The organism is Exiguobacterium sp. s16 (assembly GCF_018618115.1).
Classification (GTDB): Bacteria; Bacillota; Bacilli; order Exiguobacteriales; family Exiguobacteriaceae; genus Exiguobacterium; species Exiguobacterium mexicanum_A.
In genome coordinates this window covers 267819-291139 of the sequence record NZ_JACSLM010000002.1, presented here as the reverse complement: position 1 = coordinate 291139, position 23321 = coordinate 267819, and the positions used below count along the sequence as shown (strand labels likewise).

Below are 23321 nucleotides of genomic sequence, written 5' to 3'. Positions count from 1 at the left end.
CGATCACTCTTTGTCAGATTCGACTGGGTGACCGATCGCTTTACGCATTTCTGTATCGGCTTGGACGTTCAAGTAGTTGACGTAGTCCATGACACCGAGCTTGCCGTGGCGAAGCGCATCTGCCATCGCGAGCGGGACTTCAGCCTCGGCCGCGACAACTTTCGCGCGCATCTCTTCGACTGATGACTTCATCTCTTGCTCGCGGGCGATCGCCATCGCGCGGCGTTCTTCTGCTTTCGCTTGCGCGATTTTCTTATCAGCCTCGGCTTGGTCGGTCTGAAGAACCGCTCCGATGTTTTTACCGATATCAATGTCGGCGATATCGATGGACAAGATTTCAAACGCGGTCCCTGAATCAAGACCTTTCGTCAATACGGTACGTGAAATCATATCCGGATTTTCCAAAACGTGTTTATGGTTATGTTGCGAACCGATCGTCGAGACGACCCCTTCACCGACACGGGCGATAATCGTCTCTTCTCCGGCACCCCCGACAAGACGGTCGATGTTGGCACGAACCGTGATCCGGGCTTTCGCTTTCACTTCAATCCCGTCCATGGCCACACCGGCGATGAACGGCGTTTCGATGACTTTCGGGTTGACGGACATTTGAACAGCCTCTAACACGTTTCGGCCGGCAAGGTCGATTGCTGCGGCACGTTCAAACGACAATTCGATATCGGCACGGTGGGCCGCAATCAAGGCGTTGACGACACGGTCAACGTTACCCCCAGCCAAGAAGTGACTCTCGAGCTGGTTCGTGTTTAAGCCAATACCGGCTTTGACCGCTTTGATGAGCGGGTTCACGATTTTCGATGGGACGACGCGACGGAGTCGCATCCCGATCAATGTGAAAATCGAGACGTGGACGCCAGCGGCGAACGAGCTGATCCACAGCCCGACCGGGACGAACGTGAAGAATACGGCGAGCGCAATCAATCCTCCACCTGAGATGAGTAACGTGGTCAATAGTTCTGGTGTCATTCTGTTACATCCTCCTTCGGCTCTATAAAGCTACGGACGACAACGCGCCCTGAATCGACTTTATACACCTGAATTTTCGTTTGCGAATCGAGATAGCTACCTTCTGTCACGACATCAATCCGTTCTCCGTCAATCTCAGCGGTACCCGCCGGGCGCAGCGGCGTCAATGTGACCCCGACTTTCCCGAGCAACCGTTTGCGGTCATCGTGAGACAGATACCCTTTGTCTGATGACGTCGAATCGGTCAAAATCAACCCTTTATACATGAGCGAACGATTGGACTGCAGGCGACGATATGCCCAAAATCCGAGTCCAGCGACGATGGCCGTGGCTAAACCGAGCGACAACCATAGTTGTCCGATCGTGGCGCCCGCCATAATCAAACTGGCGACGACCGCCCCGATCCCTAGCACGCCGAACAATCCAAAACCGGCAACGAACACTTCAATTCCTAGAAGGACGATCCCGACAAAAAACACCGTCAGAATCACTCCGAGACCAAATGTCATCGTATTGCAACCCCCTTCCGAGTTCACAAGCTACCTCTTATCTCTAGTGTATACGAAACAAGTTTGCTTGTGGTTTCAGAATACGCAAAAAAAGACAGAAACTTTTGGTTTGACCCAAAAGCTCCTGTCTCTTTCATTAATTCGTCAATTGTTGTTTGACAATGCGGTTCACAAGACCACCGTCTGCCTTGCCTTTAACTTGAGGCATGACGACGCCCATCACCTTACCCATATCTGACGGGCCTGTGGCATTCGTTTGAGCAATAGCTGCTTTCACGATCGCCGTGACTTCATCTTCAGAAAGTTGTTCAGGCATATAGGCCTCTAGTACGACAATCTCGTCAGCTACTTTAGATGCAAGGTCTTCACGACCAGCGCTTTCGAATTCTCGGAGGGAGTCTCTGCGCTGTTTCATCTCTCGGTTGAGCACCGTGAGTTCCTCTTCCTCAGTAAGATCTTGTCGACCAAATTTGATGGCCTCATTTTGGAGCGACGCTTTGACCATTCGGATCGTCGTGAGACGATCTTTCTGTTTTGCGCGCATGGCTTGCTTCATGTCGTCCGTCAAGCGTTCTTGAAGACTCATGAGCTAACACCCTCTCTACAAATGAAACTGAAATTAGAATTTCTTACGCTTACGCGCAGCTTCTGATTTCAATTTGCGTTTTACGCTTGGCTTTTCGTAGTGACGACGTTTGCGAACTTCGGCAAGAGTGCCATCTTTCGAAACACCGCGTTTGAAACGACGAAGAGCGTCTTCAAGCGATTCGTTTTTACGGACACGAGTTTCCACTAGTTTTCCCTCCCTCCGAATTACACGACTAAGGAAACGTGTTTCACACGTCATAACATATTATAGTGAAAGTAAGTCGTGCGGTCAACCACTAGTTATTAATAGTCGCTATCTGAACGTCCGCCTGTGACGATGGCGATTCCAGCTGATGCGCCGATGCGCGTCGCGCCGGCATCGATCATCGCTTGTGCGCCTTCGAAATCACGTACGCCGCCTGAAGCTTTGACGCCGAGATCTGGTCCGACCGTCTCACGCATGAGGCGGATATCTTCTACCGTCGCGCCGCCTGTTGAGAAGCCAGTCGACGTTTTCACGAAGTCTGCACCTGCTTTGACTGAAAGTTCAGCCGCTTTTTTGATTTCTTCTTTTGTAAGGAGGCACGTCTCAAAGATGACTTTGACGAGCGTCCCGTTTGCCGCTTCGACGACAGCGCGGATGTCGCGTTCGACGAGATCGAAGTCGCCGTCTTTCATGGCGCCGATGTTGATGACCATGTCAATTTCATCTGCACCGTTGGCAATCGCGTCTTTTGTTTCGAACGCTTTCACTTCTGGCGTGTTGGCTCCGAGTGGGAAACCGATGACCGTACATACTTTGACGTCGTCATCTGATTTGAGTTGTTCCGCCGCGTACTTCACCCATGTCGGGTTGACACAGACGCTTGCGAATTTGTATTCGAGCGCCTCGGCACAAAGTTTCGTGACTTGATCTTTCGTTGTTTCTGCCTTCAAGGCTGTGTGGTCGATATAACGTGCTAATTCCATCGTAAAATTCCTCCTCTGATGTATCGGTCTGACATATAGGTCTGACATCTAACATATTATCATGTTTTCTTGAAATGTAACAGCTTTCAATTCAGACGAGTTGACGACGTTTTCGTGTCTGAATCCAGCTGTTCCAACTAAAGAAGAAAATCGCAATCCAGATGCACGTGAACGCAAAAATGTGATAACCCGTGAACGGCTCATTATAGAGGATGACCCCGATTGCGAGACTGAGCGTCGGTGCGATGAATTGAAGAAACCCGACAAGCGTGAACGGGATGTGTTGCGCCCCGTACCCGAACAAAAGAAGCGGCAACGCCGTCATCACGCCTGTCCCGATCAAGGCGACCCAAATGACCGGTTCGGTCGTCATCGTCAATCCGCCCTGTGACGTCTGCCAACCTAAGAAAATGATAGCGACCGGCACGACCGCGAGCGTCTCAATCCCGAGACTGACCGTCGAGGCAAGCGGTCGGCGTTTCTTCACCATGCCGTAAAATCCGAACGTACTGGCCAGAATGAAGGCGATCCACGGGAACGACCCATACCCGAACGTCAAAACGAGCACACCGATCGCCGCCACCGTCACCGCGAGCCATTGGACTCGGTTTAATGATTCCCGAAAAACAAGCACACCTAACACCATGCTGACGAGCGGATTGATGTAATAGCCAAGTGACGCCTCTATGATATAGCCGTGATTGACCGCCCATATGTACACGAACCAGTTGGCGCTGACGATGAAGCCGTTCAACATGAAGGCGTTCCGCGTCGCCCGGTGCCGGAGCGCGTAGTTGAACTCGGTCCACTGCTTCGTCCATTTCAAGACGAGTAAGATGAAGAGAAACGACCAGACGATTCGATGGGCCAAGATTTGTCCGCTCGGTATCTCCTGTAAAAACTTCCAATAAATCGGTAGGACGCCCCACATGACGTAGGCTCCGACCGTCGGCATGACGCCTTTGTTCACTCCGTTCACCCGCTCTCGTAATCAATTATCGTCAGTGTAGTCGATGCGATTAGGACATTCAAGCGAATTCTTTCGCCATGCCCACGACAAAAGAGGTGCGCTCGCAAGCGCACCTCGCATCACTATGAATGTTAGTTCGGAATCGTCGCCACGGTCGCGAGCGCTTGCTCCAAATCTTCAATCAAATCTTGTACATCTTCGAGACCGACGGAGATGCGGACGAGTCCGTCCGTAATTCCGAGCTCAAGACGACGTTCCGCGGGGATTGACGCATGCGTCATCCGGGCCGGGACACTAATCAAGCTCTCCACCGCACCGAGACTTTCGGCGAGCGTGAAGAACTTCGTCTTCGCGACGACGAGTTCGGCCGCCTCTGCTGAACCGACATCAAAGGCGATCATTCCGCCGAAACCGCGCGCCTGCGACAAGTGGACCCGCTTCGCTTCTTCGCTGCCGACACTCGGATGCAGGACACGGCTGACGGCTTCGTGCTTCGTCAAGTAGTCGACGAGCGCGAGCGCATTTGACTCGATCTCTTCCATACGGACCGCGAGCGTCTTGATCCCACGGACGACAAGGAAACTGTCTTGTGGTCCGAGTACCGCGCCGACAGAGTTTTGAAGGAACGCCAAACGCTCCCCAAGCTCTTCCGTGCGCGCGACGACGAGACCGGCGACGACGTCGCTATGGCCACCCAAATATTTCGTGGCGCTATGAAGCACATAATCGGCCCCGAATTCAATCGGATTTTGGAAGTACGGGGTCATGAACGTGTTGTCGACGACGAACAGGACGTCCGCCTCGTCAGCGATGGCGCGAATCAGGCGCATGTCGGTCACGTTCAACAGCGGGTTCGTCGGTGTCTCAACGTAAATCATTTTTGTGTTCGGTTGGAGCGCTTCACGGACCGCTTGCGCATCGGCCGTATCGACAAAAGATGCCTCCAAGCCAAGTGATTGAAATACTCGATTGAATACACGGTACGTTCCCCCATATACATCAGAACCGACGATGACGTGGTCCCCTGATTTCATTAACATCAAGATCGTTGAGATGGCTGCCATTCCAGAGCCGAACGCAAATCCGCGAGCACCGCCCTCGATATCGGCAATCAGTGTTTCGAGTGCCGTCCGCGTCGGGTTGGCCGTCCGCGAATATTCATACCCTTCCCGGAGATTACCGATTCCGTCTTGCTTGTACGTGCTCGTCTGATAAATCGGTGGCGTGACGGCTCCTGTCAGTGGATCCGTCGTTTTACCGCCATGAATGAGTGCTGTTTTTGTACGCATATTCTGCCTCCTTGACTATTCCTTGACTTAAATACCGTTCGACGCTGTCCGGTAAAATCGTGACGATGACACCTTCCGTCATCTTCGCCGCTTCTTGAACACATGCCGCGATGGCCGCTCCGGATGAACTTCCGACGAGCAAGCCTTCTTGTTTAGCGAGATGAGCGACATAATAAAACGCCTCTTCGTCCGTAATCGTGTAAATCCCGTCGACGAGGTCGTGCGGCAAGAACGCCGGCCACGCCTCGACCCCAATTCCTTCTGTCTTATGGGGGCCAGGAGCTCCCCCGTTCAAAATCGACCCTTCCGGCTCGACGACGATCGCCTTCGTCCCGTTCGGCCGCAACTTGCTCGCGACACCGGTAAACGTCCCCCCTGAGCCGGCTCCGGCGATGAACACATCGATGTTCGGAAGGTCGGCCTGAAGCTCGAGCGCGAGCGTGTCGACGTACGCGTCCGGGTTATCCGGGTTCGAGAACTGTTCCGGCACATAGGCGTCATGTTCGATGGCGAGCTCTTTCGCCCGCGCGATGGCGCCTTTCACCCCAAGTTCGGTCGGCGTGTTGACGACCGTCGCCCCGAGAAGCGTCATGAGCGCCTGCTTCTCTTGACTGAACTTCTCCGGGGTGACGGTCATCAACTTGATGCCGTGTCGTTGACAGGCGAGCGCGAGCCCGATTCCGGTGTTCCCGGCCGTCGGTTCGACGACCGTTCCCCCGCGTTCAAGTTGTCCACGTTCAAGCGCCCGTTCAATCAATTGCAGACCGAGCCGGTCCTTGACGCTACCGCCCGGATTCATCATCTCGAGCTTGCCGTATACTTTGACGCCCGCAGGTACCGGCAACGTCCGTAACTCAAGCAGAGGCGTCTCACCAATCAATTCATAGACGCTTTGGACAATCATTTACGCTTCGTCCTTGAAGATGATGTGCCACTCGTCACGCTTGGCAAGCATATCGGCCGCGAGCTTCTTCGCGCCCTCGAAATCGTGATGGTTCGCGCTTCCGCATTGAATTGGGTTTTGCGCCGGAAGTTCTGTCGCATTTGCTGCGTCGCGGAGTGTCGCTTCGACGAGGTCGAGCATCGCTTCGTAATCCCCATCGTTCAACATCGTCCAATAGAAGCCTGTCTGGCAACCCATCGGCGAGACGTCGATAATTTGATTCGAGTGGCTGCGGCTGTTCTCGGCGATCAAATGCTCGAGCGAGTGGACGGCCCGCATTGGCATGAGCCCTTCGTTCGGTTGAATGAAGCGAATGTCATATTTATAAATCGTATCGGCCGTCCCTTTCTTCACTCCGGCTAAACGGACGTAAGGCGCTTGTACTTTTGTATGGTCTAAATTGAAGCTCTCGACTTTATAACTTTTCATGATTGAGTTCCTCCTGTTTGTTTCGTGGCCACGACGAGCCAGACGAATTTATTTTTTTGCGTAAGGGTGACCGTGTAGCCGTTTGCTTCGAGCATCGCTTGAATCGTCTGGGTATACGGATAAAACTCTCGATTCAAATCCTCGAGTAAATCGGTATAGCCGTTTGCTTCGGCCCAGTCCAAGATGTCCCGTTTCGCTGTTTGCGAGGCGAACATCGTATCGAGCAAGACGAAACGCGGGGCGTCGAGATGTTCGACGTAACTTCGAATCGCCGTCCGTTTCTCGTCATCCGTCAAATGATGGAACGCATACGACGACACGATCGTATCGACGGACTTGTCAGTCGGATAGTTGAGAAAATCACCATCGACGATATCAAGCTGTAACTTCTCGGCCGCGACGGCCCGCATCTCTGGCGACGGTTCGACAGGGATGAGGTCGTGCCTTTCTAGAATTCTTGCGCTTAAGTTCCCTGTCCCAATCCCGAACTCCATGACCCGGCCTTCTAACTGGTCGACGACCTCGCCGAGCATCGTCTCGTACCCGGCGAATACTTCGCGATATTGTTCGTCGTGTCCGGTCACGGCCGCGTCATATTCCGACGCCCACTCCTTAAAAATGTCCATGAACTGTAATCCCATTCTGTCACCCCATCATCTTTATTCCGACTATATCGATAAGTTTTATATGATTTATCTACTACAGACTGTATCAACTTACGCTAGAAATCTCAAGTAAATTGTTCATTTCGTTTTAGAGACTTCATTTTTTTGAGACTTCGAGGCCTACACTGGAAAAAGACCTATATGCCAATTTGAGCACATAGGTCCAAAGTAATTGTCAGAATCTTTTAATTTGTTCAAATTCATTACCCTATCGTTTAAAAAATAGGAAGAATTTTGGTTTGAAATCCGCTATCATTTTCCACAAATGGATTTATTTTTTCAAAAAACGATTGGAGGATACTAAATTGCCACAACCGAAATTTTATTTGAACGTCTCCCTCGCGACTTGCCTCGCGTTGACGCCCGGCCTACTCGGCCTCGGCGCAGAACCTGTCCTAGCCAAACCATCCGTCAAACAAAGCGTGAACACGACGGACAAACACGAGAAGTTACGTGTCGTCGTCGAACTCGTCGGTGCCCCGGCAATCGATCAAGCGAAAAAGAAAGGCAAGAAATTCAATGAATTGACGAAGACCGAGAAAGACGGCGCTCAAAAGCTCGTCAAAGCCGAACAAAAGAAAGCGAAAGCTGCCATCTCGAAAAAAGGCGTCAAAGCCGTGACGCTCGAAGAGTTCACGACCGTCTTCAACGGTTTCAGTACGATGCTCACAGCAACCGACGTCAAAAAGGTCGAGACGTTGCCTGAAGTCGCAAGCGTCCACGTCGTCAACGAGTACGAACGTCCAGAAGTCAAACCGGACATGGTCACGAGTAATGGCATGGTCCAATCACAGCAGACGTGGGGCGATTACGGGTTCACGGGCGAAGGCACGATCGTCGCTGTCATCGATACAGGCGTCGACGCCGACCATCGCGACTTCCGTCTTACGGATGATTCGAAGGCTGAGTTATCTCAAACCGAAGTCGAGACGGCCGTCAGCACGTTCGGCATGCCTGGAGCTTACATAAACGAGAAAGTCCCATACGCTTATAACTATTATGATGAGAACGATGATATCCGTGACGATTCACCTGGCGCCTCGATGCACGGGATGCACGTCTCGGGTACTGTCGCCGCTAACGGGGATGAAGCGGCCGGTGGCTTGAAAGGTGTCGCTCCTGAGGCACAAGTGCTCGGGCTCAAAGTATTCAGTAACGACCCGAACTATGCTTCGACATACGGCGATATTTACATTAAAGCCATCGATGACGCCATCAAACTTGGGGCGGACGTCATCAACATGAGTCTCGGATCAACGGCCGGATTCGTCGACGCCGACTCACCGGAACAACAAGCCGTCCAACGTGCCGTCGACAACGGTGTCTTCATGTCGATTTCGGCTGGGAACTCGGCCTACTTCGGGAACGGTTATGACCTTCCATACGCCAACAACCCGGACACGGGCGTCGTCGGTGCCCCGAGTGTCAGCTCGGCATCGACATCCGTCGCTTCGCTTGAGAACGATCAAATCCAATTGGACGCGTTCTCGGTCAAGTCAGGCGACAACACCGATAAAATCGGTTGGAAAAAACAAGACGGTCCTGCCTTCACGCAAGGCAATTACGACCTCGTTTACGTCGGCGACGGGCAACCGAGCCAATACGTCGGAAAAGATGTCAAAGGGAAAATCGTCCTCGCGGTTCGCGACGGTAGTTACTTCTATTCGAACATTCAGCAGACGGCCGAAGCGAACGGCGCGGCCGGTGTCATCGTCCGCGGTGCTGTCGGTCATGGCGACTACGTGAGCATGGCCTTGTCAAACCCGCAAGTCCCGATGGCCTCGCTCAGCATTAAAGACGGAAACGCCTTGCAACAACGTCTCCTTGCGGGCGAACAGATGACGATCGGCTTTGCCGGCGATCGCCTCAGTGTCACGAACGGTGCGGCCGGTCAGCTCTCGAACTTCACATCATGGGGCATGACGCCAAACCTTGACTTCAAACCAGAGATTTCGGCACCAGGCGGACAGATCTTCTCGACGTTGAACGATAACCAGTACGGCTTGATGAGCGGTACATCGATGGCTGCGCCACACGTTGCCGGTGGAGCCGCCCTCGTCCTCGAACGCGTTGACCGCGACTTCAACTTGACAGGCACGGCACGTGTCACGATGGCGAAGAACTTGCTTATCAACACGTCGAAAGCTGTCACGGATATCGGACCGCTCAACAAACAGTTGCAACAAAACCTTCCGTACACGCCACGTCGTGGTGGAGCAGGTCTCATGCAATTGCATGCTGCCGTTTCGACACCAGCGATCGCGTACGAGAAGAAAACGAAAGAAGCAAAAGTCGCGCTCAAGGAATTGAACCGCAGCAAAGCCACGTTCACACTCGTCGTCGAGAACTTGTCGGATAAGGCCGTGTCGTATAACGTGTCTTCGTCACTCCAGACTGACCTCGCCATCGAGCAGACAGCTGGACTCGTTCAGAACGCGATGGAAGCACAAGCACTCGAGAATGCAAAAGTGACGGTGAATGGCAAAAAAGTTCGCACGGTCAAAGTGAAACCAAATCAAAAAGTTGAATTGAAAATCGCGCTCGACGTCTCGAAAGCGAAAGTGCTCAATCCGAAAACGCTCGACGGCCTCGTACCGGCGAAAGACGTCTTCGAGAACGGTTACTTCGTCGATGGATTCGTCCGCTTGACGGACGTCAACGGTCCTGAGGGCAACCCGTCACTCGTCGTACCGTTCGTCGGTTTCGAAGGAGACTGGGGCAAGGCACCGATCTTCGATGCCTCCATCTATGAAGACGGCTCGTTCTATGAAGTATCAGGCATGGTCGACCAGACAGGAAACTATCTCGGTTCGAACCTCGACAAGTCTGTCGATGCCGACGCGATCGCCTTCTCCCCAGACAAAGATGGCTCAAAAGATGTCGCTGTACCGGTGTTCTCGTTGCTCCGTAACGCCAAAGACGTCAAGTACCGCATCGTCGACGAGTCAGGGAACGTCGTCCGGACGCTGTTCCAAGACGAAGAACTTCGTAAGAACTACTTTGACGGTGGTGCCAACACGCCTTACTACTACTCGGCCGCTTACACGTGGGATGGTCAGTTGAACGGAAAACCAGCTCCTGCCGGTAAGTACTTCTACGAAATCGAAGGAAGCATCGACTACATGAAGAAACAAGCCCAGACGCTTCGCTTCCCGGTCAAAGTCGATTACACGGACCCGACGTTCACGACGAAATGGCAAGGGGACAGCTTGGCCGTCCAAGCGAAAGATGAGTTCTCAGGCATTCATTCGGTCGAATATTTCTTGAACGGAAAATCCGTCGCCAAACAGGCTGACGGAAAAGCGGCTTACACGTTCGCAGGCGTCAGTGACGCCGATCAAGTCAGCGTTCGCGTCGTCGATCACGCCGGCAACAGCACAACGAAGACGGTCGCCTACTCGACAGACGCCGATAAGCCGGGCGTGTTCGTGAACGCCCCGCTCGCATTGACGCCATACGCGACATCGGACATCCCGGTATCTGGAACGATTCAAGATGCATCTGCGATCCAATCGTTCCAAGTTGACGGCGTTGACGTGCCACTCACATGGGATGATGCGAAGAAAGAACACGTCTTCAACACGACCCGCAGTTTCGGGGACGGCGTCCATAAATTACGTTTCGTCGCCGAAGACGCGGCCGGCAACGTGACCAACTTCCAACGTGCGATTTTCGTGGACACGACACCAGCCGTCATCGAAATCGGGAAACTGCCGAAGAAAATCGGTAAAAAACAATCGACGGTCAACGTCGACGTGACCGTGAAAGACAACTTTGATGAAGTGAAGCTTCTCGTCAACGGTGACTTGAAATTCAGCCAGACGCTGAAGGCTCCGTATGAGATGCGTTCGTTCACTAAAACCGAGCGAATCGCGTTACCTGTGACAACAGGTGAGAACACGTTCACGTTCGAGGCGACTGACCTCGCCGGAAACGTGACGACGAAGACGATCACACTCGTCAAAAAATAAGTGGAAGGGCTCGCGTCTTGGATGCGAGCCCTTTATCTTTCCACAAAAATGGCTCTCGCATATGCGAGAGCCATTTTTGTGGTGTATCAATTCAATTCAAGGGCGTAGGAAATAGCTGAGAGCGCATAGAGCGGAGCCGTTTCCGAACGCAAGATACGCGGACCGAACGCACAAGGTACGGCACCCGCCTCGATCCAACCGGCCACTTCCGCTTCATCGAAGCCGCCTTCTGGACCAACGAGAAGCAGGAGCTTCGAGCCCGGTCGAGCGGATGTCAACACCGTCGCAAACGCGGAACCCTCTCCGTGTTTGGCCACCTCTTCGTACGCGAGAACGACCGCATCATATGCATTGAAACGAGCCGTTAGCTCTTTTGGGGTGAGATAAGCACATGTCGGGACGACGGCGCGGTACGACTGTTCGGCCGCCTCCTGCATGATTTTTTGGAGCCGTTCCAGCTTTTTCGGCACCTTCTTGGCGTCCCATTTGGCGACCGAGCGCTTCGACTCGAACACCAACAGATGATGCATACCGAGCTCGGTCCCTTTTTGGGCAACGAGTTCGACTTTATCCCCTTTCGGGAGCGCGTAGGCGAGCGTCACGTCAACCGGCAGTTCGGTCGTCGCTTCCCGCTTCTCGACGACGCGTGCCGTACCGGACTTCTTATCGAGCGTCACCACTTCGGCCACGTATTCAAATCCGGTCCCGTCTAAGAGCACGAGTTGATACCCAGGACCTCCCCGAAGCACTGTGCCGATGTGATGCACGACGTCGGCCGGCAATTCGACGAGATCGCTTCCAAACGCTTCACGTTGTAAAAAGTATCGTTGCATGGCTTACCCTTTCTTCGCGATGATGGCGACCCAATCTTCCATGACACGCGTCTCTTCAATCGTGAATCCAGCCGCTTCGAGCGCAGCTGTCACTTCGGCCCGCTTCTGACCGATGATTCCAGACGTGATGAAGTAACCGCCTGATTTGACGCGCGCATAAGCATCATCGATGAAGAGCATGATGACGTCGGCCAAAATGTTGGCGACGACGAGATCGTACTCGCCCGTCATCCCTTTCAGCAGATCTCCCGTCTTCACGTCGACGACGTCTTGGGCATCATTCGTCTCGACGTTTTGACGCGCCGATTCGACGGCGACCGCATCCAAATCAAGCGCCTCGACACGTTCGGCGCCAAGCTTCGCCGCGGCGATGGCGAGTACACCGGATCCGGTACCGACATCGATCAAGCGGTCACCCGGCTCAATATAATTCTCGATTGCTTGAATACACAGCATCGTCGTCGGATGTGTCCCGGTGCCAAACGCCATGCCCGGGTCAAGCAAGATGACGTTCTCTTCAGGTTGCGGCTCATAATCTTCCCAGAGCGGGACGATCGTGAGATGTTGCGAGATTTTGACGGGCTTGTAGTATTGCTTCCACGAATGGGCCCAGTCCTCTTCGTCCATCTCGACGACCGTCACTTCGCCGCTGCCGATGTCGAGCATATGACGCAACCCGTCCACTTCTTTTTTGAACGCGGCGAGGGTGTCTTGGAAATCACCCGACGCCGGGACGTACGCTTTCACGTAGACGCCGGACGTCGGATACGATTCGCGTCCGGAAACGTCCCAAATCTCTCCGAAATGGTCTTCGGCCATCATCTGGTCGTAGTCCTCGACGTCCTCGATGACGACCCCTTGTGCCCCCACTTCATGTAATAAGTTCGATACGGCTTCGACTGCCTGCTGTGTCGTGTGGACACAAATTTCAGACCATTTCATCGTTTCACACGCTCCTTTTACTGGCTAAAAAACTTCTTCATTTTTTGGAACAGGCCGTGCTGTTCTTCGACGCCTGCTTCCCCGCTAATCTCTTCGAACTCACGAAGCAGTTCTTTTTGACGGTCAGTCATGTTCGTCGGCGTCATGACGACAATATTGACGTACTGGTCGCCGTTGCCGCCGCCGCGGACGCTCGGCATCCCTTTGCCGCGCAAGCGGAATTTCGACCCGGTCTGCGTTCCGGCTGGTACTTTTAGGCTCACCTTGCCGTGGACGGTTGGCACTTCTAGCTCGGCACCGAGTGCTGCTTGTGCGTATGTGACCGGCATCTCCATCGTGATGTGTTGGTCGACCCGTTCAAAGATCTCGTGGGCCCGGACGCGGACGACGATGTATAGGTCACCGGCTGGCCCGCCGTTATAACCTGGGCCGCCTTTACCGGAGAGACGGATTTGTTGGCCGTTGTCAATCCCGGCTGGAATCTTGACTTCGACTTGCTTCTGTTTCTTGACGTGGCCAGAACCATGGCACGTTTCACATTTTTCTTTAATCGTCTTCCCGCTGCCGTGACATTGGCTACACGTCCGCTGGTTGACCATCCGCCCGAGAATCGTGTTCTGTTCAACCGTCTCGACGCCGCTACCGCCACAACGGCCACACGTCTCTGGTTTCGTCCCTGGTTTGGCACCGCTGCCCATGCACGTGTCACATTCCACTTCGATCTCGAGGTCGATTGTTTCCGCCTTACCGGTCACGCTCTCCATGAAATCGAGATCGACGACGTATTGATAATCTTCGCCGCGACGTGGAGCGTTCGGGTCTTGACGACGTCCGCCGCCACCGAAGAACATGTCAAAGATGTCACCGAAGCCACCTTGGAAGTCGCCACCGCCACCGAACTGGCTGGCCCCTTCAAAACCGAAGCGGTCATACTGGGCCCGTTTCTGCTCGTCTGACAGCACTTCATACGCTTCTCCGAGCTCTTTAAATTTATCGGCCGCATCCGGCTCTTGGTTAATGTCTGGGTGATATTGTCGTGCGAGCTTACGATATGCCCGCTTGATGTCTTGTGCCGAGGCCGATTTATCCAGGCCAAGCACTTCATAATAATCTCGTTTCGCCACGTTACTCTCTCCTCTACACTGTCTAAACTAAGATTCTACCGAATCTACCTTAACATGGAAAGAGCCAAAGCAGAAACCTGCTTTGGCGCTCTCCTATCTATCGGTTGCCTTATTTACGATCGTCGAGGTCTTCAAACTCCGCGTCGACGACGTTGTCGTCTTTCGCTTCCGTCTGTGTCTCGGCACCTTCAGCACCTTGCTCTTCAGCCATGTTCGCATATACTTTTTGCGTCAATTCTTGAACGACGTTTGACAATTCGTCTTTCGCCGTACGGATTGCTTCGAGGTCTGTGCCTTCGAGTGCTGACTTGGCTTTTTCTTTCGCCGCTTCAGCACGTTCTTTGTCAGCCGCATCGACTTTGTCGCCAAGGTCTTTGATCGCTTTGTCTGTCGCGAAGACGAGTTGATCCGTTTCGTTGCGGAGTTCGGCTTCTTCTTTACGCTGTTTGTCCGCTTCTGCGTTCGCTTCCGCTTCTTTTACCATGCGCTCGATTTCAGCCTCATCGATACCTGAAGACGATTGGATCGTGATCGACTGCTCTTTGTTCGTACCGAGGTCTTTCGCCGATACGTGAACGATTCCGTTCGCATCGATGTCGAATTTGACTTCGATTTGCGGCACACCGCGTGGTGCCGGCGGGATGTCCGTCAATTGGAAGCGGCCGAGCGTCTTGTTATCCGGCGCCATCGGACGTTCCCCTTGGAGGACGTGGATGTCTACGGCCGGCTGGTTGTCAGCTGCCGTCGAGAAGACTTGTGATTTCGAAGTCGGGATCGTCGTGTTACGGTCAATCAACTTCGTCATCACGCCCCCCATCGTCTCGATACCGAGCGAGAGCGGAGTCACGTCGAGAAGGACGACGTCTTTGACGTCACCAGCGAGGACACCACCTTGGATGGCTGCACCGAGAGCAACAACTTCATCCGGGTTGACACCTTTGAACGGCTCTTTTTTCGTGAAGTCGTGAATTGCTTTTTGGACCGCTGGGATACGTGTCGAACCACCGACGAGGATGATCTTGTCGAGGTCAGATGGTGTGAGCCCAGAGTCTTTCAAGGCACGGCGTGTCGGTTCCATCGTGCGCTCGACGAGGTCGGCTGTCAACTCATCGAATTTCGCACGCGTGAGCGTCGTTTCAAGGTGAAGCGGACCAGCAGCTCCGGCCGTGATGAACGGAAGGCTGATGTGTGCGCTTGTCACGCCTGAAAGGTCTTTCTTCGCTTTTTCAGCTGCATCTTTTAGACGTTGGAGCGCCATCTTGTCTTGCGCGAGGTCGATGCCGTTCTCTTTTTTGAATTCAGATACGAGGTAGTCGATGACTTTTTGGTCAAAGTCGTCACCGCCGAGACGGTTGTCCCCTGCAGTAGCCACAACTTCGAAGACACCATCGCCAAGTTCGAGAATCGACACGTCGAACGTACCGCCGCCGAGGTCATAGATCAAGATTGTGTGGTCTTCACCTTTGTCGAGTCCGTAAGCGAGTGCTGCTGCCGTCGGCTCGTTGATGATCCGTTTGACATCAAGTCCAGCGATTTTCCCTGCGTCTTTCGTCGCTTGACGCTCGGCGTCGTTGAAGTAAGCAGGAACAGTGATGACCGCTTCTGTTACTGACTCACCGAGGTAGTCTTCTGCATCTTTTTTCAATTTCTGTAAGATGATCGCCGAAATTTCTTGCGGCGTGAACTTCTTGCCATCGACTTCTACTGTATGAGCCGTACCCATGTGACGTTTGATCGACTGGATCGTGTTCGGGTTTGTGATCGCTTGACGTTTCGCGACTTCTCCGACTTGACGTTCTTCCCCTTTGAAGGCGACGACAGATGGTGTCGTACGGTTCCCTTCCGCGTTCGAGATGACGACTGCTTCGCCACCTTCCATCACTGCTACACATGAGTTCGTTGTACCTAAGTCAATTCCGATAATTTTACCCATTGTCTATTCCTCCATCTAATTAAGTAATGTTATTCTGAGACTTTTACCATGCTCGGACGAATGACGCGCCCGTGCATCGTGTATCCTTTTTGAAGCTCCATCGTCACGATCCCTGATTCGAACTCATCGCTCGGCTCTTGCATGACCGCTTGATGATAGTTCGGGTCAAACGGTTGTCCGACCGCTTCGATCGCTTCGACGTTCTCACCGTTCAAGACGTCGAGCAACTGGCGGTGAATCATGTCGACACCGGCTTGAATCTGCTTGGCGTCGTCCGAATTCGCTTCAACTTGGAGCGCACGCTCAAAGTTGTCGATGAGCGGAATCAATTTCTCGACGACCGTCTGCGATGCGAATTTGACGCGTTTCGCGTTCTCTTCGTTCGTCCGGCGTCGGAAGTTGTCAAAATCCGCACGGATGCGGAGCTCGCTCGCCTTGAGCGCGTCGATTTCTTTTTGTAAATCCGTCCCCTCAGAAGTTTGTTCCACAAACTCAACATTTGAAACCTCTTCAGCTTCGACTGTTTCCGTCTGTTTCGGATCAAAATCTTTTTCTTCGAGCACTTCTTCTGGCTCTGGCCCATTCTGTTTGTCAGTTGTCATAATGAGGCTCCTTTCCATCACTCTTCTAATTTCGTTCGCCTGAGCGCCTCAATGATTTGTCCCATCATCTGAACCCCGTGTCGATAATCCATCCGGGTCGGTCCGATCATCGCGATCGTCCCGAACGTCTGACCGTCGAGCGTATAGTCGGACGTGATGACGCTACAATTTTGAAGCGCGACGATGCCATTCTCGCTTCCAATGCTCACATAAATCTCGCGGTTTGGCAACGATTCGAGCCAGTCGGTCAACCGCTCCTGCTCGTCGATCCATTCAAGGAACGGACGCAACGTATCAAGCGTCTGGAACTCAGGTTGGTTGAAGATGTTCTTCTTCCCGCCTAAGTAGAGCGAAGCAGGATGTTGGACGCCGACGGTCGATTGAATGAGTTGCATCATGAACTCGAATTGTTCCTGATGCGCGAGTCGAAGCTTGGACACTTCTTCTCCGATCCGGAACTTCAGCTGACCGAGTGGAGTTCCTTTCAGACGATCGTTCAAGAAGCGGATCGTCTGTTCGACCAGGTCCGGCGCCATCGGAGAGTCGAATACGACCGTCCGATGTTCGACGTGGCCTTGATCGGTCACGATCAAGACGACGCCACGCCTTTCGTCGAGCGGCATCAAATCGATTCGGGCCAGCCGATTCATCTGGCTGTTCGGACCGAGCGCCACCGTCGTATAATTGGTCAGGTCAGAGAGTAGGTCGGCGGCTTGACGGATGAGCACTTCCGACTCTTGGGCCGAGGCACGTAGCCGCTCGCCAAGGCGATACGTCTCCCGCTCGTCGATGATTTTCGTCTCGACGAGATGGTCGACATAATACCGATAGCCGACTTCGGACGGGATGCGTCCGGCCGACGTATGCGGCTTTTCAATCAGACCCATATCTTCTAAATCAGCCATGTCGTTCCGAATCGTCGCCGAACTGAATGACAAGTCATCCCGCTTCGATAACGTCCGCGAACCGACTGGTTGGGCCGTTTGAATATAATCATCAATGATGGCTCGTAAAATGAGCAATTGTCTCTCTGTCAGCACAACGTCACTCCTCTCTGAAGATTGGCCTCGCTTTATTAGCACTCATATTTACTGAGTGCTAATCACACTTCAAATATTATCATGTTCTCCATATTTGTCAATTCATTCGCATCATTTTTTCCAGTCCCATAGAGCCTTCCGGTATGCATGTTTCTTCAAGTTTCGGTATGATACGAATTGAGGTGATTAGATGTTTACAACACAACAATTTAACGTATTCACGCAAGACGGACTCGATGCCCGCATGGCAGGCATCCGCTCTGAGATTCAACCGCTGTTCCATCGTATCTATGAAGAGGTCGGTCCCCAACTCGAGGCCGATGTCGGTGTCCCGCTTTACTTGCATGTCGCCAAACATGCCCGTCGGACGGTCAATCCACCGAAAGACACGTGGATGGCGATCGGCCATGACAAACGCGGCTATAAGAAGCATCCCCATTTCCAAGTCGGATTATTCGACGACCGGGTCTTCATCTGGCTCGCGTTCATCTATGAGATGCCGAACAAAGAAGCGATCGGCCGTCGACTCATGACGATCGACTTTAAATCAGAGTTCCCGGACTTCCATATCGCCGGGGATCATATGAAAAAAGACGCGTTCTTAGTCGAGGAGTCGTCAGCTGAATCGATCGAGGCGATCACAGAACGGTTCGCGACGGTGAAGAAAGCGGACTTCTTGATCGGTCGTCAACTTCCGGCCGATGCGTCGATTCTGCAAAACGAAGCCGCGTTCCTGGCGCTCGTCGAGGATACGTTCAGCCGGCTCATGCCGATTTACCGCGATCTTGTCTTATAACCAAAACAAGGGCGAACCCAATCCGGGTTCGCCCTTGTTTGTTATGACATCGATGTCTGTTCCGGTGAGTCGCTCATCCGTGCCTCGCCGATGAAGGCAGCGAACGCCTCGTTGGCGAGCGGGAGCCCAGATTCGGTCAAGCGGACGTGTGTGTCCGTCGTCTCGATCAACCGTTTTGCCTCGAGTTCCGACAAGACATGCCCGAATACCGAACGCATCGACACACCATACTTCGACTCGAACGTCGCAAACGACACGCCTTGACGCATCCGGAGTCCGAGGAACAGTTCCTCTTCCATCTTCTCGACCGTCTCGAGCATCGTCGTATTGCGAACCGGCAGCCCTTCCGCCTTGATATAGTGCGGAATCGGCGCGATGTTCGCTCGACGCTCCCCGTTCAAATAACTGTGCGCCCCGGCCCCGAAGCCATAATACTCTTCGTTGCGCCAGTACACTTGGTTATGACGGCTCTCCCGTCCTTTGAGGCTATAGTTCGAGATCTCATACTGTTTCAAGCCTCGACGTTCGAGCGTCTCCATCACTTTCAAGTACATCTCGACTTCGATGTCCTCGCCCGGGAGGCGCAACTTCCCTTTCCGCTCTTGAATCGCGAACACGGTGTGCGGCTCGAGAATCAACGAATAGGAAGACACGTGTTGGATTGGGAGCTTGAACGCCAAATCGAGGTCGCGCTCGATCTGTTCGAGCGTCTGTTCCGGCAAGCCGAACATCAAGTCGATCGAGATGTTATCGAATCGCTTCGCCGCTTCCGTCACGGTCGCGAACACGTCATCGGCCCGGTGTGTCCGTCCGATTCGTTCGAGTCCACCGTCATCGAACGTCTGGACGCCGAAACTGACGCGGTTGACCCCTCCTTGTTTCATCGTATCGAGCTTCTCGGCGCTCACGAAGTTCGGATTTGCCTCGATAGAGTATTCGAGGTCCGGCGACGCGAGCGGGAGCAAGTGACGCGCGACCATGTCCATGAGTCGTTTCATCTGCGCCTCATTGAGGGCGGTCGGTGTCCCGCCGCCGATAAAAATCGTCTCAATCGTATCGGTCGGGTATTGTTCGAGCGAGAGTTTGATTTCTCGTTCTAATGCATCTAAATAGTCATCAACCGGTTGGTTCTTCAAGAACACCTTGTTGAAATCACAGTAATAACAAATATGTTCACAAAATGGAATGTGAAGATATACGGCTTTAGCCATGGCGGCCACCCCTTTCTTCTCTTCCATTTATAACGCTTTTCACGCCGTGACGCCACTCTGCACGTTCAATCGAACCGATGAATGAACAGACCGCTCTTTAATTTCGGTTCGAACCACGTTGATTTCGGCGGCATTTGACCGCTCTCGTCGGCGACGCGCATCAGCTCTTCCATCGCCGTGGCGTGACACGTCAACACGACGACGTCATCACGTTCAGCCAAGTCGGCGAGGCGCGTCGGGGCATCTTTGCCGCCGATGAAATCGATTCGTTTGTCCGTCCGTACGTCTTTGACATGGAAATACGGCTCGAGCACATCCCGTTGCAACGTCGCGACGTCGAGCGCCGTCGTCGCCTGCCGTTTTTTGAGCATGAAATGCTCGCCCCGGTAAGACAAACCGAACGTGCCCCGTTCGTTCGGGACGTGTAAGGCAGGCACCGATTCAATCTCATACGAGAAAGCTAAACCGTCAAGCAACGCTCTGACTTCTTCTGGCGCCACATCGTTCAAAATGCGATGGTACGGCAAAATCGTCAGCTCATCGCTCGGGAACAAGACGCCGAGGAAGTGGTCCCGCTCTTGTTTCGATTCCGCTTCATGGATCGGGCTCCGGGCGACGACAGCTGCGGCTTTGGCCCGGTGATGTCCATCGGCGATATAGAGGGCTGGGATACTTGCCCCGAGCATGATGACGCGTGCTTGATGCTTGGATGGCACGGCATAGCCTTCATGGATGACACCTTCACTGTCCGTGAAGGCGAACAACGCCTCTCCTGTCGTCGCGTCGTCCAAGATGCGACGCAATCCTTCGTCCGGGACGTGACTCATCAAAATCGGGCCGGTGTGCGCTTTCGTCGCCGATACGTGTTCGACCCGTTCGCGCTCTTTCACCTCACGTGTGTGCTCGTGGATTTTGATTCTCCCCGTCTCATAATCGGTCACCGAGAACGTGGCGACGAGTCCGGTCTGCACATGTCCATGGTCGGTGAGCCGGTAGACGTAAAACCCATGTGTCCGCTCGGTCAATTCTGATTCATAGAGCCGTTCGAGCTCATGACGGGCTCTGCGTCCCCAGGCGTCGAGCGGCATGTCCGCCGTGAACAGTTCTGGTTTATCGACCGAAAGAAAAGAATCGGGACGCTGACCGACGTCTTCACGCGCCTGTTCGACAGTGACGATATCGTACGGGGCGGCAGCGACCGCCTCGGGGTGTTTCGGCATATACGGGGCAAACGGTTTAAATACGACCATGGTCATTCCTCCTTAAAATTCGCGGACGCGCATGACACCCTCGATGTCATATAGGGCATGCACGGATAACGTCTCATGTTTATGGTTGTCGATGTCGATCAATGTATAGGCCACATCGTTGCGGCTCCGGTTGACCATGTTATCGATATTGATTCCGTTTTCGGCGAGCCGGCTCGCGATTTGACCGACCATGTTCGGGACGTTCAAATGAAGTACCGCCAAACGCCGCTTCCCGACATACGGAAGTTCCGCGTTCGGGAAGTTGGCCGAGTTACGAATGTTACCGGTCTCTAAGTACAGTTTGAGCGTATCGACGGCTTGAATCGCACAGTTCACCTCAGACTCGTGCGTCGACGCCCCGAGATGCGGGAAGGCGACGACTTGTGGATGACCGAGCAGCGCCTGTTTCGGGAAGTCAGTGATGTACGTCGCCACGTTCTCATCGAGCGCCTCGAGCAAATCGGAATCGTTCACGAGCTCACCGCGGGCGAAATTCAAGATGGTGGCGCCCGGTTTCATCTGTTTGAACCACGTCGCGTCGATCATGTGACGCGTGTCATCGGTGAGCGGCATATGAATCGACAGGATATCGACATCGGCGAGCAATTCGCTCAACTGCTTCGCCCGCTTCACTTGTTGCGAGATGTTCCACGCCGCGTCGACCGATAAATGCGGGTCGTAGCCGACGACGTCGATGCCGAGGTGGAGCAAGTCGTTGGCGAGCGACGCACCGATCGCACCGAGACCGATGATCCCGACTCGCTTGCCTCTTAGCTCAGACCCGACAAAGCGCCGCTTCTCGTCTTCCATCGCCTGCTCGAGCGACGCCTGATCGGAAAACGTATGACCGTTGACCCAGTTCGTCCCTTCTAAAATCGGTCGGACCGACAACAGCATGCTGGCGAGCACGAGTTCCTTGACGGCGTTCGCATTCGCGCCCGGTGTATGGAACACGACGACCCCTTGACGAGCCAACCGTTCGAGCGGAATGTTGTTCACACCGGCACCGGCCCGGGCGATGGCCAGCAAATAGGGCGGGATGTCCGCCTGATGGACGTCATGACTCCGAATGACCCAGGCGTCGGCTTGCTCCGCATCATTGACGGCGTACTCGCTCGGTTCGAAGCGTCTTAGCCCGTCTTGGGCGATTTGGTTATACGTTTTTATATGAAACATCTTGTCCCTCCTGTTCAAACTCGTGCATCACGTCAATGAGACGCGTCACACCTTCAAGTGGCATCGCATTATAAAGGCTCGCTCGAAGACCCCCGACCGACCGATGACCCCCGAGCTCGATCAACCCGCGCATCTCCGCGAACTGCCGGAACGCTTCATCCGTCGCGTCATTTCCGCTCGTGAACGGGATATTCGTCAGCGACCGTTCCTTGCCGGAGACGAGCGCGCGAAATACCGGTGACGTATCCAAGGCGTCATATAACAGCTTGCTCTTCTTTTCGTTGCGACGTTCCATCTCGTCGACGCCCCCTTCGGACTCGACCCAGGCGAGAACCCGCTCAGCGACATATAAACTGAACGTCGACGGGGTGTTGAGTAGCGTGTCGACATGCTTGCTGTAAGCCAGATACGACGGCAAATCGCGCTCGGTGACCAAGTCACGACGAATGACGACAATCGTCAATCCGGCCGGACCGATATTTTTTTGGGCACCGGCGTACAAGAGACCATAGCGCTGTACATCGATCGCTTCCGCTAAAATGTTCGACGAGATGTCGGCGACGAGCGGGACGTTCGTATCCGGCAACGTCGTGTAGCGCGTACCTTCGATCGTATTGTTCAACGTCACGTGAAGATAATCCACATCCTGAATATGTTCCGGCCACTCCGGGATTGCGTCGTAGTTGGATGACGCTGAACTACCGGCGACGATGACGTCACCGAAGTGTTTTGCGTCATTGATCGCTTTCTTCGACCATGTTCCACTGTCGAGATAGGCGAAGCGACCCGATTCCCGCAGGTTCATCGGCACCATTGAAAATTGAAGCGTCGCCCCACCTTGAAGGAACAGGACGGCGTAATCGTCTGGAATCTGCATCAATCGCCGCAGTCTCGTCTCGAGCTGCTCGACGATTGTCGCGAACGTGTCGGAGCGGTGACTCATCTCGACGATGGACACCCCTTGTTTATAGGAAAGAAACTCGGCTTGCACTTCTCGTAAGACAGGTTCTGGCAATACGCCCGGCCCTGCTGAAAAATTATATATCGACACCGCCACTCCTCCTCTATTTATCTGTAAGTGGGTACTATTCCGTACC

22 protein-coding genes are annotated in these 23321 nt (G+C 53.6%); 2 read left to right on the top strand and 20 right to left on the bottom strand.

Translation table 11 applies throughout. From position 1 onward, the window contains the following. Window positions 1-3: 3 nt before the first annotated feature. The 10 genes from floA to KNP86_RS04910 form a co-directional block, all read right to left on the bottom strand. Entirely contained in the window at window positions 4-984 is a 981-nt protein-coding gene (gene floA, locus KNP86_RS04955) for a flotillin-like protein FloA (protein ID WP_034778121.1), read from the bottom strand. Further along, window positions 981-1493 carry an NfeD family protein gene (locus tag KNP86_RS04950; protein ID WP_034778122.1) on the bottom strand — a complete coding sequence of 171 codons (513 nt, stop codon included), beginning with the start codon at window positions 1491-1493 and terminating at the stop codon, window positions 981-983. Before KNP86_RS04950 ends, floA begins: the two co-directional genes overlap by 4 nt. A gap of 136 nt (window positions 1494-1629) precedes the next feature. After that, entirely contained in the window at window positions 1630-2079 is a 450-nt protein-coding gene (locus KNP86_RS04945) for a GatB/YqeY domain-containing protein (protein ID WP_021065683.1), read from the bottom strand. A 33-nt stretch (window positions 2080-2112) separates the two neighbouring features. After that, complete coding sequence (gene rpsU, locus KNP86_RS04940; RefSeq protein ID WP_029334745.1) at window positions 2113-2307, bottom strand: 30S ribosomal protein S21; 195 nt, start codon at window positions 2305-2307, stop codon at window positions 2113-2115. A 77-nt stretch (window positions 2308-2384) separates the two neighbouring features. Beyond that, complete coding sequence (gene deoC, locus KNP86_RS04935) at window positions 2385-3050, bottom strand: deoxyribose-phosphate aldolase (protein ID WP_029595219.1); 666 nt, start codon at window positions 3048-3050, stop codon at window positions 2385-2387. A 91-nt stretch (window positions 3051-3141) separates the two neighbouring features. Then, the gene (gene rarD, locus KNP86_RS04930) at window positions 3142-4020 is read right to left on the bottom strand and encodes an EamA family transporter RarD (protein ID WP_233004393.1); all 879 of its coding nucleotides are present in this window, start codon (window positions 4018-4020) and stop codon (window positions 3142-3144) included. 131 nt (window positions 4021-4151) lie between these two features. Further along, window positions 4152-5309 (bottom strand): bifunctional cystathionine gamma-lyase/homocysteine desulfhydrase, encoded by a 1158-nt coding sequence (locus KNP86_RS04925; protein WP_214753081.1) that lies wholly within the window; start codon window positions 5307-5309, stop codon window positions 4152-4154. Continuing rightward, window positions 5275-6213: a PLP-dependent cysteine synthase family protein gene (locus KNP86_RS04920; RefSeq protein ID WP_214753080.1), complete on the bottom strand. Its 939-nt coding sequence runs from the start codon at window positions 6211-6213 to the stop codon at window positions 5275-5277. Before KNP86_RS04920 ends, KNP86_RS04925 begins: the two co-directional genes overlap by 35 nt. Next, complete coding sequence (locus KNP86_RS04915; protein WP_021065678.1) at window positions 6214-6681, bottom strand: S-ribosylhomocysteine lyase; 468 nt, start codon at window positions 6679-6681, stop codon at window positions 6214-6216. After that, entirely contained in the window at window positions 6678-7322 is a 645-nt protein-coding gene (locus tag KNP86_RS04910; RefSeq protein ID WP_214753078.1) for a class I SAM-dependent methyltransferase, read from the bottom strand. The genes KNP86_RS04915 and KNP86_RS04910 overlap by 4 nt, the downstream gene beginning before the upstream one ends. A gap of 329 nt (window positions 7323-7651) precedes the next feature. Between KNP86_RS04910 and KNP86_RS04905 the strand changes: the two genes are divergently transcribed. After that, window positions 7652-11317: a S8 family serine peptidase gene (locus KNP86_RS04905; RefSeq protein WP_214753076.1), complete on the top strand. Its 3666-nt coding sequence runs from the start codon at window positions 7652-7654 to the stop codon at window positions 11315-11317. An 86-nt stretch (window positions 11318-11403) separates the two neighbouring features. Here KNP86_RS04905 and KNP86_RS04900 read toward each other — a convergent pair whose 3' ends face one another. The 6 genes from KNP86_RS04900 to hrcA all read right to left on the bottom strand — a co-directional run bounded on the left by KNP86_RS04900 (window position 11404) and on the right by hrcA (window position 17791). Beyond that, on the bottom strand, window positions 11404-12150 hold the full coding sequence (locus KNP86_RS04900; protein ID WP_138859218.1) for a 16S rRNA (uracil(1498)-N(3))-methyltransferase: 747 nt from the start codon (window positions 12148-12150) through the stop codon (window positions 11404-11406). A gap of 3 nt (window positions 12151-12153) precedes the next feature. Further along, window positions 12154-13092 (bottom strand): 50S ribosomal protein L11 methyltransferase, encoded by a 939-nt coding sequence (prmA, locus tag KNP86_RS04895; RefSeq protein WP_214753074.1) that lies wholly within the window; start codon window positions 13090-13092, stop codon window positions 12154-12156. A gap of 17 nt (window positions 13093-13109) precedes the next feature. Then, entirely contained in the window at window positions 13110-14216 is a 1107-nt protein-coding gene (dnaJ, locus tag KNP86_RS04890; RefSeq protein ID WP_214753073.1) for a molecular chaperone DnaJ, read from the bottom strand. Window positions 14217-14325: 109 nt separating this feature from the next. Next, window positions 14326-16149 (bottom strand): molecular chaperone DnaK, encoded by a 1824-nt coding sequence (dnaK, locus tag KNP86_RS04885; protein ID WP_214753071.1) that lies wholly within the window; start codon window positions 16147-16149, stop codon window positions 14326-14328. A gap of 29 nt (window positions 16150-16178) precedes the next feature. Beyond that, on the bottom strand, window positions 16179-16751 hold the full coding sequence (grpE, locus tag KNP86_RS04880; RefSeq protein WP_214753070.1) for a nucleotide exchange factor GrpE: 573 nt from the start codon (window positions 16749-16751) through the stop codon (window positions 16179-16181). A 17-nt stretch (window positions 16752-16768) separates the two neighbouring features. Then, window positions 16769-17791 (bottom strand): heat-inducible transcriptional repressor HrcA, encoded by a 1023-nt coding sequence (gene hrcA, locus KNP86_RS04875; RefSeq protein WP_034778141.1) that lies wholly within the window; start codon window positions 17789-17791, stop codon window positions 16769-16771. Window positions 17792-17981: 190 nt separating this feature from the next. Here hrcA and KNP86_RS04870 point away from each other — a divergent pair, with 190 nt between their 5' ends. Continuing rightward, the gene (locus KNP86_RS04870) at window positions 17982-18587 is read left to right on the top strand and encodes a DUF1054 domain-containing protein (RefSeq protein WP_034778142.1); all 606 of its coding nucleotides are present in this window, start codon (window positions 17982-17984) and stop codon (window positions 18585-18587) included. Between the two features lie 41 nt (window positions 18588-18628). On the opposite strand, the gene hemW is transcribed toward KNP86_RS04870, so the two are convergent. The 4 genes from hemW to serC all read right to left on the bottom strand — a co-directional run bounded on the left by hemW (window position 18629) and on the right by serC (window position 23275). Then, window positions 18629-19798, bottom strand: coding sequence for a radical SAM family heme chaperone HemW (gene hemW / locus KNP86_RS04865; protein WP_214753068.1), 1170 nt, complete (start codon window positions 19796-19798; stop codon window positions 18629-18631). 65 nt (window positions 19799-19863) lie between these two features. Next, the gene (locus KNP86_RS04860) at window positions 19864-21048 is read right to left on the bottom strand and encodes a DUF1015 domain-containing protein (protein ID WP_214753066.1); all 1185 of its coding nucleotides are present in this window, start codon (window positions 21046-21048) and stop codon (window positions 19864-19866) included. A 12-nt stretch (window positions 21049-21060) separates the two neighbouring features. Then, window positions 21061-22224, bottom strand: coding sequence for a 3-phosphoglycerate dehydrogenase family protein (locus KNP86_RS04855; RefSeq protein ID WP_214712722.1), 1164 nt, complete (start codon window positions 22222-22224; stop codon window positions 21061-21063). After that, complete coding sequence (gene serC, locus KNP86_RS04850; protein WP_214712723.1) at window positions 22202-23275, bottom strand: 3-phosphoserine/phosphohydroxythreonine transaminase; 1074 nt, start codon at window positions 23273-23275, stop codon at window positions 22202-22204. The genes KNP86_RS04855 and serC overlap by 23 nt, the downstream gene beginning before the upstream one ends. Window positions 23276-23321: the final 46 nt, after the last annotated feature.

Excerpts from the sequence above, each read along its gene's own strand:
- floA (WP_034778121.1), bottom strand. The coding sequence starts at position 984 with ATGACACCAGAACTATTGACCACGTTACTCATCTCAGGTGGAGGATTG.
- KNP86_RS04950 (WP_034778122.1), bottom strand. The coding sequence starts at position 1,493 with ATGACATTTGGTCTCGGAGTGATTCTGACGGTGTTTTTTGTCGGGATC.
- KNP86_RS04945 (WP_021065683.1), bottom strand. The coding sequence starts at position 2,079 with ATGAGTCTTCAAGAACGCTTGACGGACGACATGAAGCAAGCCATGCGC.
- deoC (WP_029595219.1), bottom strand. The coding sequence starts at position 3,050 with ATGGAATTAGCACGTTATATCGACCACACAGCCTTGAAGGCAGAAACA.
- KNP86_RS04925 (WP_214753081.1), bottom strand. The coding sequence starts at position 5,309 with ATGCGTACAAAAACAGCACTCATTCATGGCGGTAAAACGACGGATCCA.
- KNP86_RS04920 (WP_214753080.1), bottom strand. The coding sequence starts at position 6,213 with ATGATTGTCCAAAGCGTCTATGAATTGATTGGTGAGACGCCTCTGCTT.
- KNP86_RS04915 (WP_021065678.1), bottom strand. The coding sequence starts at position 6,681 with ATGAAAAGTTATAAAGTCGAGAGCTTCAATTTAGACCATACAAAAGTA.
- KNP86_RS04910 (WP_214753078.1), bottom strand. The coding sequence starts at position 7,322 with ATGGGATTACAGTTCATGGACATTTTTAAGGAGTGGGCGTCGGAATAT.
- KNP86_RS04900 (WP_138859218.1), bottom strand. The coding sequence starts at position 12,150 with ATGCAACGATACTTTTTACAACGTGAAGCGTTTGGAAGCGATCTCGTC.
- prmA (WP_214753074.1), bottom strand. The coding sequence starts at position 13,092 with ATGAAATGGTCTGAAATTTGTGTCCACACGACACAGCAGGCAGTCGAA.
- dnaK (WP_214753071.1), bottom strand. The coding sequence starts at position 16,149 with ATGGGTAAAATTATCGGAATTGACTTAGGTACAACGAACTCATGTGTA.
- grpE (WP_214753070.1), bottom strand. The coding sequence starts at position 16,751 with ATGACAACTGACAAACAGAATGGGCCAGAGCCAGAAGAAGTGCTCGAA.
- KNP86_RS04870 (WP_034778142.1), top strand. The coding sequence starts at position 17,982 with ATGTTTACAACACAACAATTTAACGTATTCACGCAAGACGGACTCGAT.
- hemW (WP_214753068.1), bottom strand. The coding sequence starts at position 19,798 with ATGGCTAAAGCCGTATATCTTCACATTCCATTTTGTGAACATATTTGT.
- KNP86_RS04860 (WP_214753066.1), bottom strand. The coding sequence starts at position 21,048 with ATGGTCGTATTTAAACCGTTTGCCCCGTATATGCCGAAACACCCCGAG.
- KNP86_RS04855 (WP_214712722.1), bottom strand. The coding sequence starts at position 22,224 with ATGTTTCATATAAAAACGTATAACCAAATCGCCCAAGACGGGCTAAGA.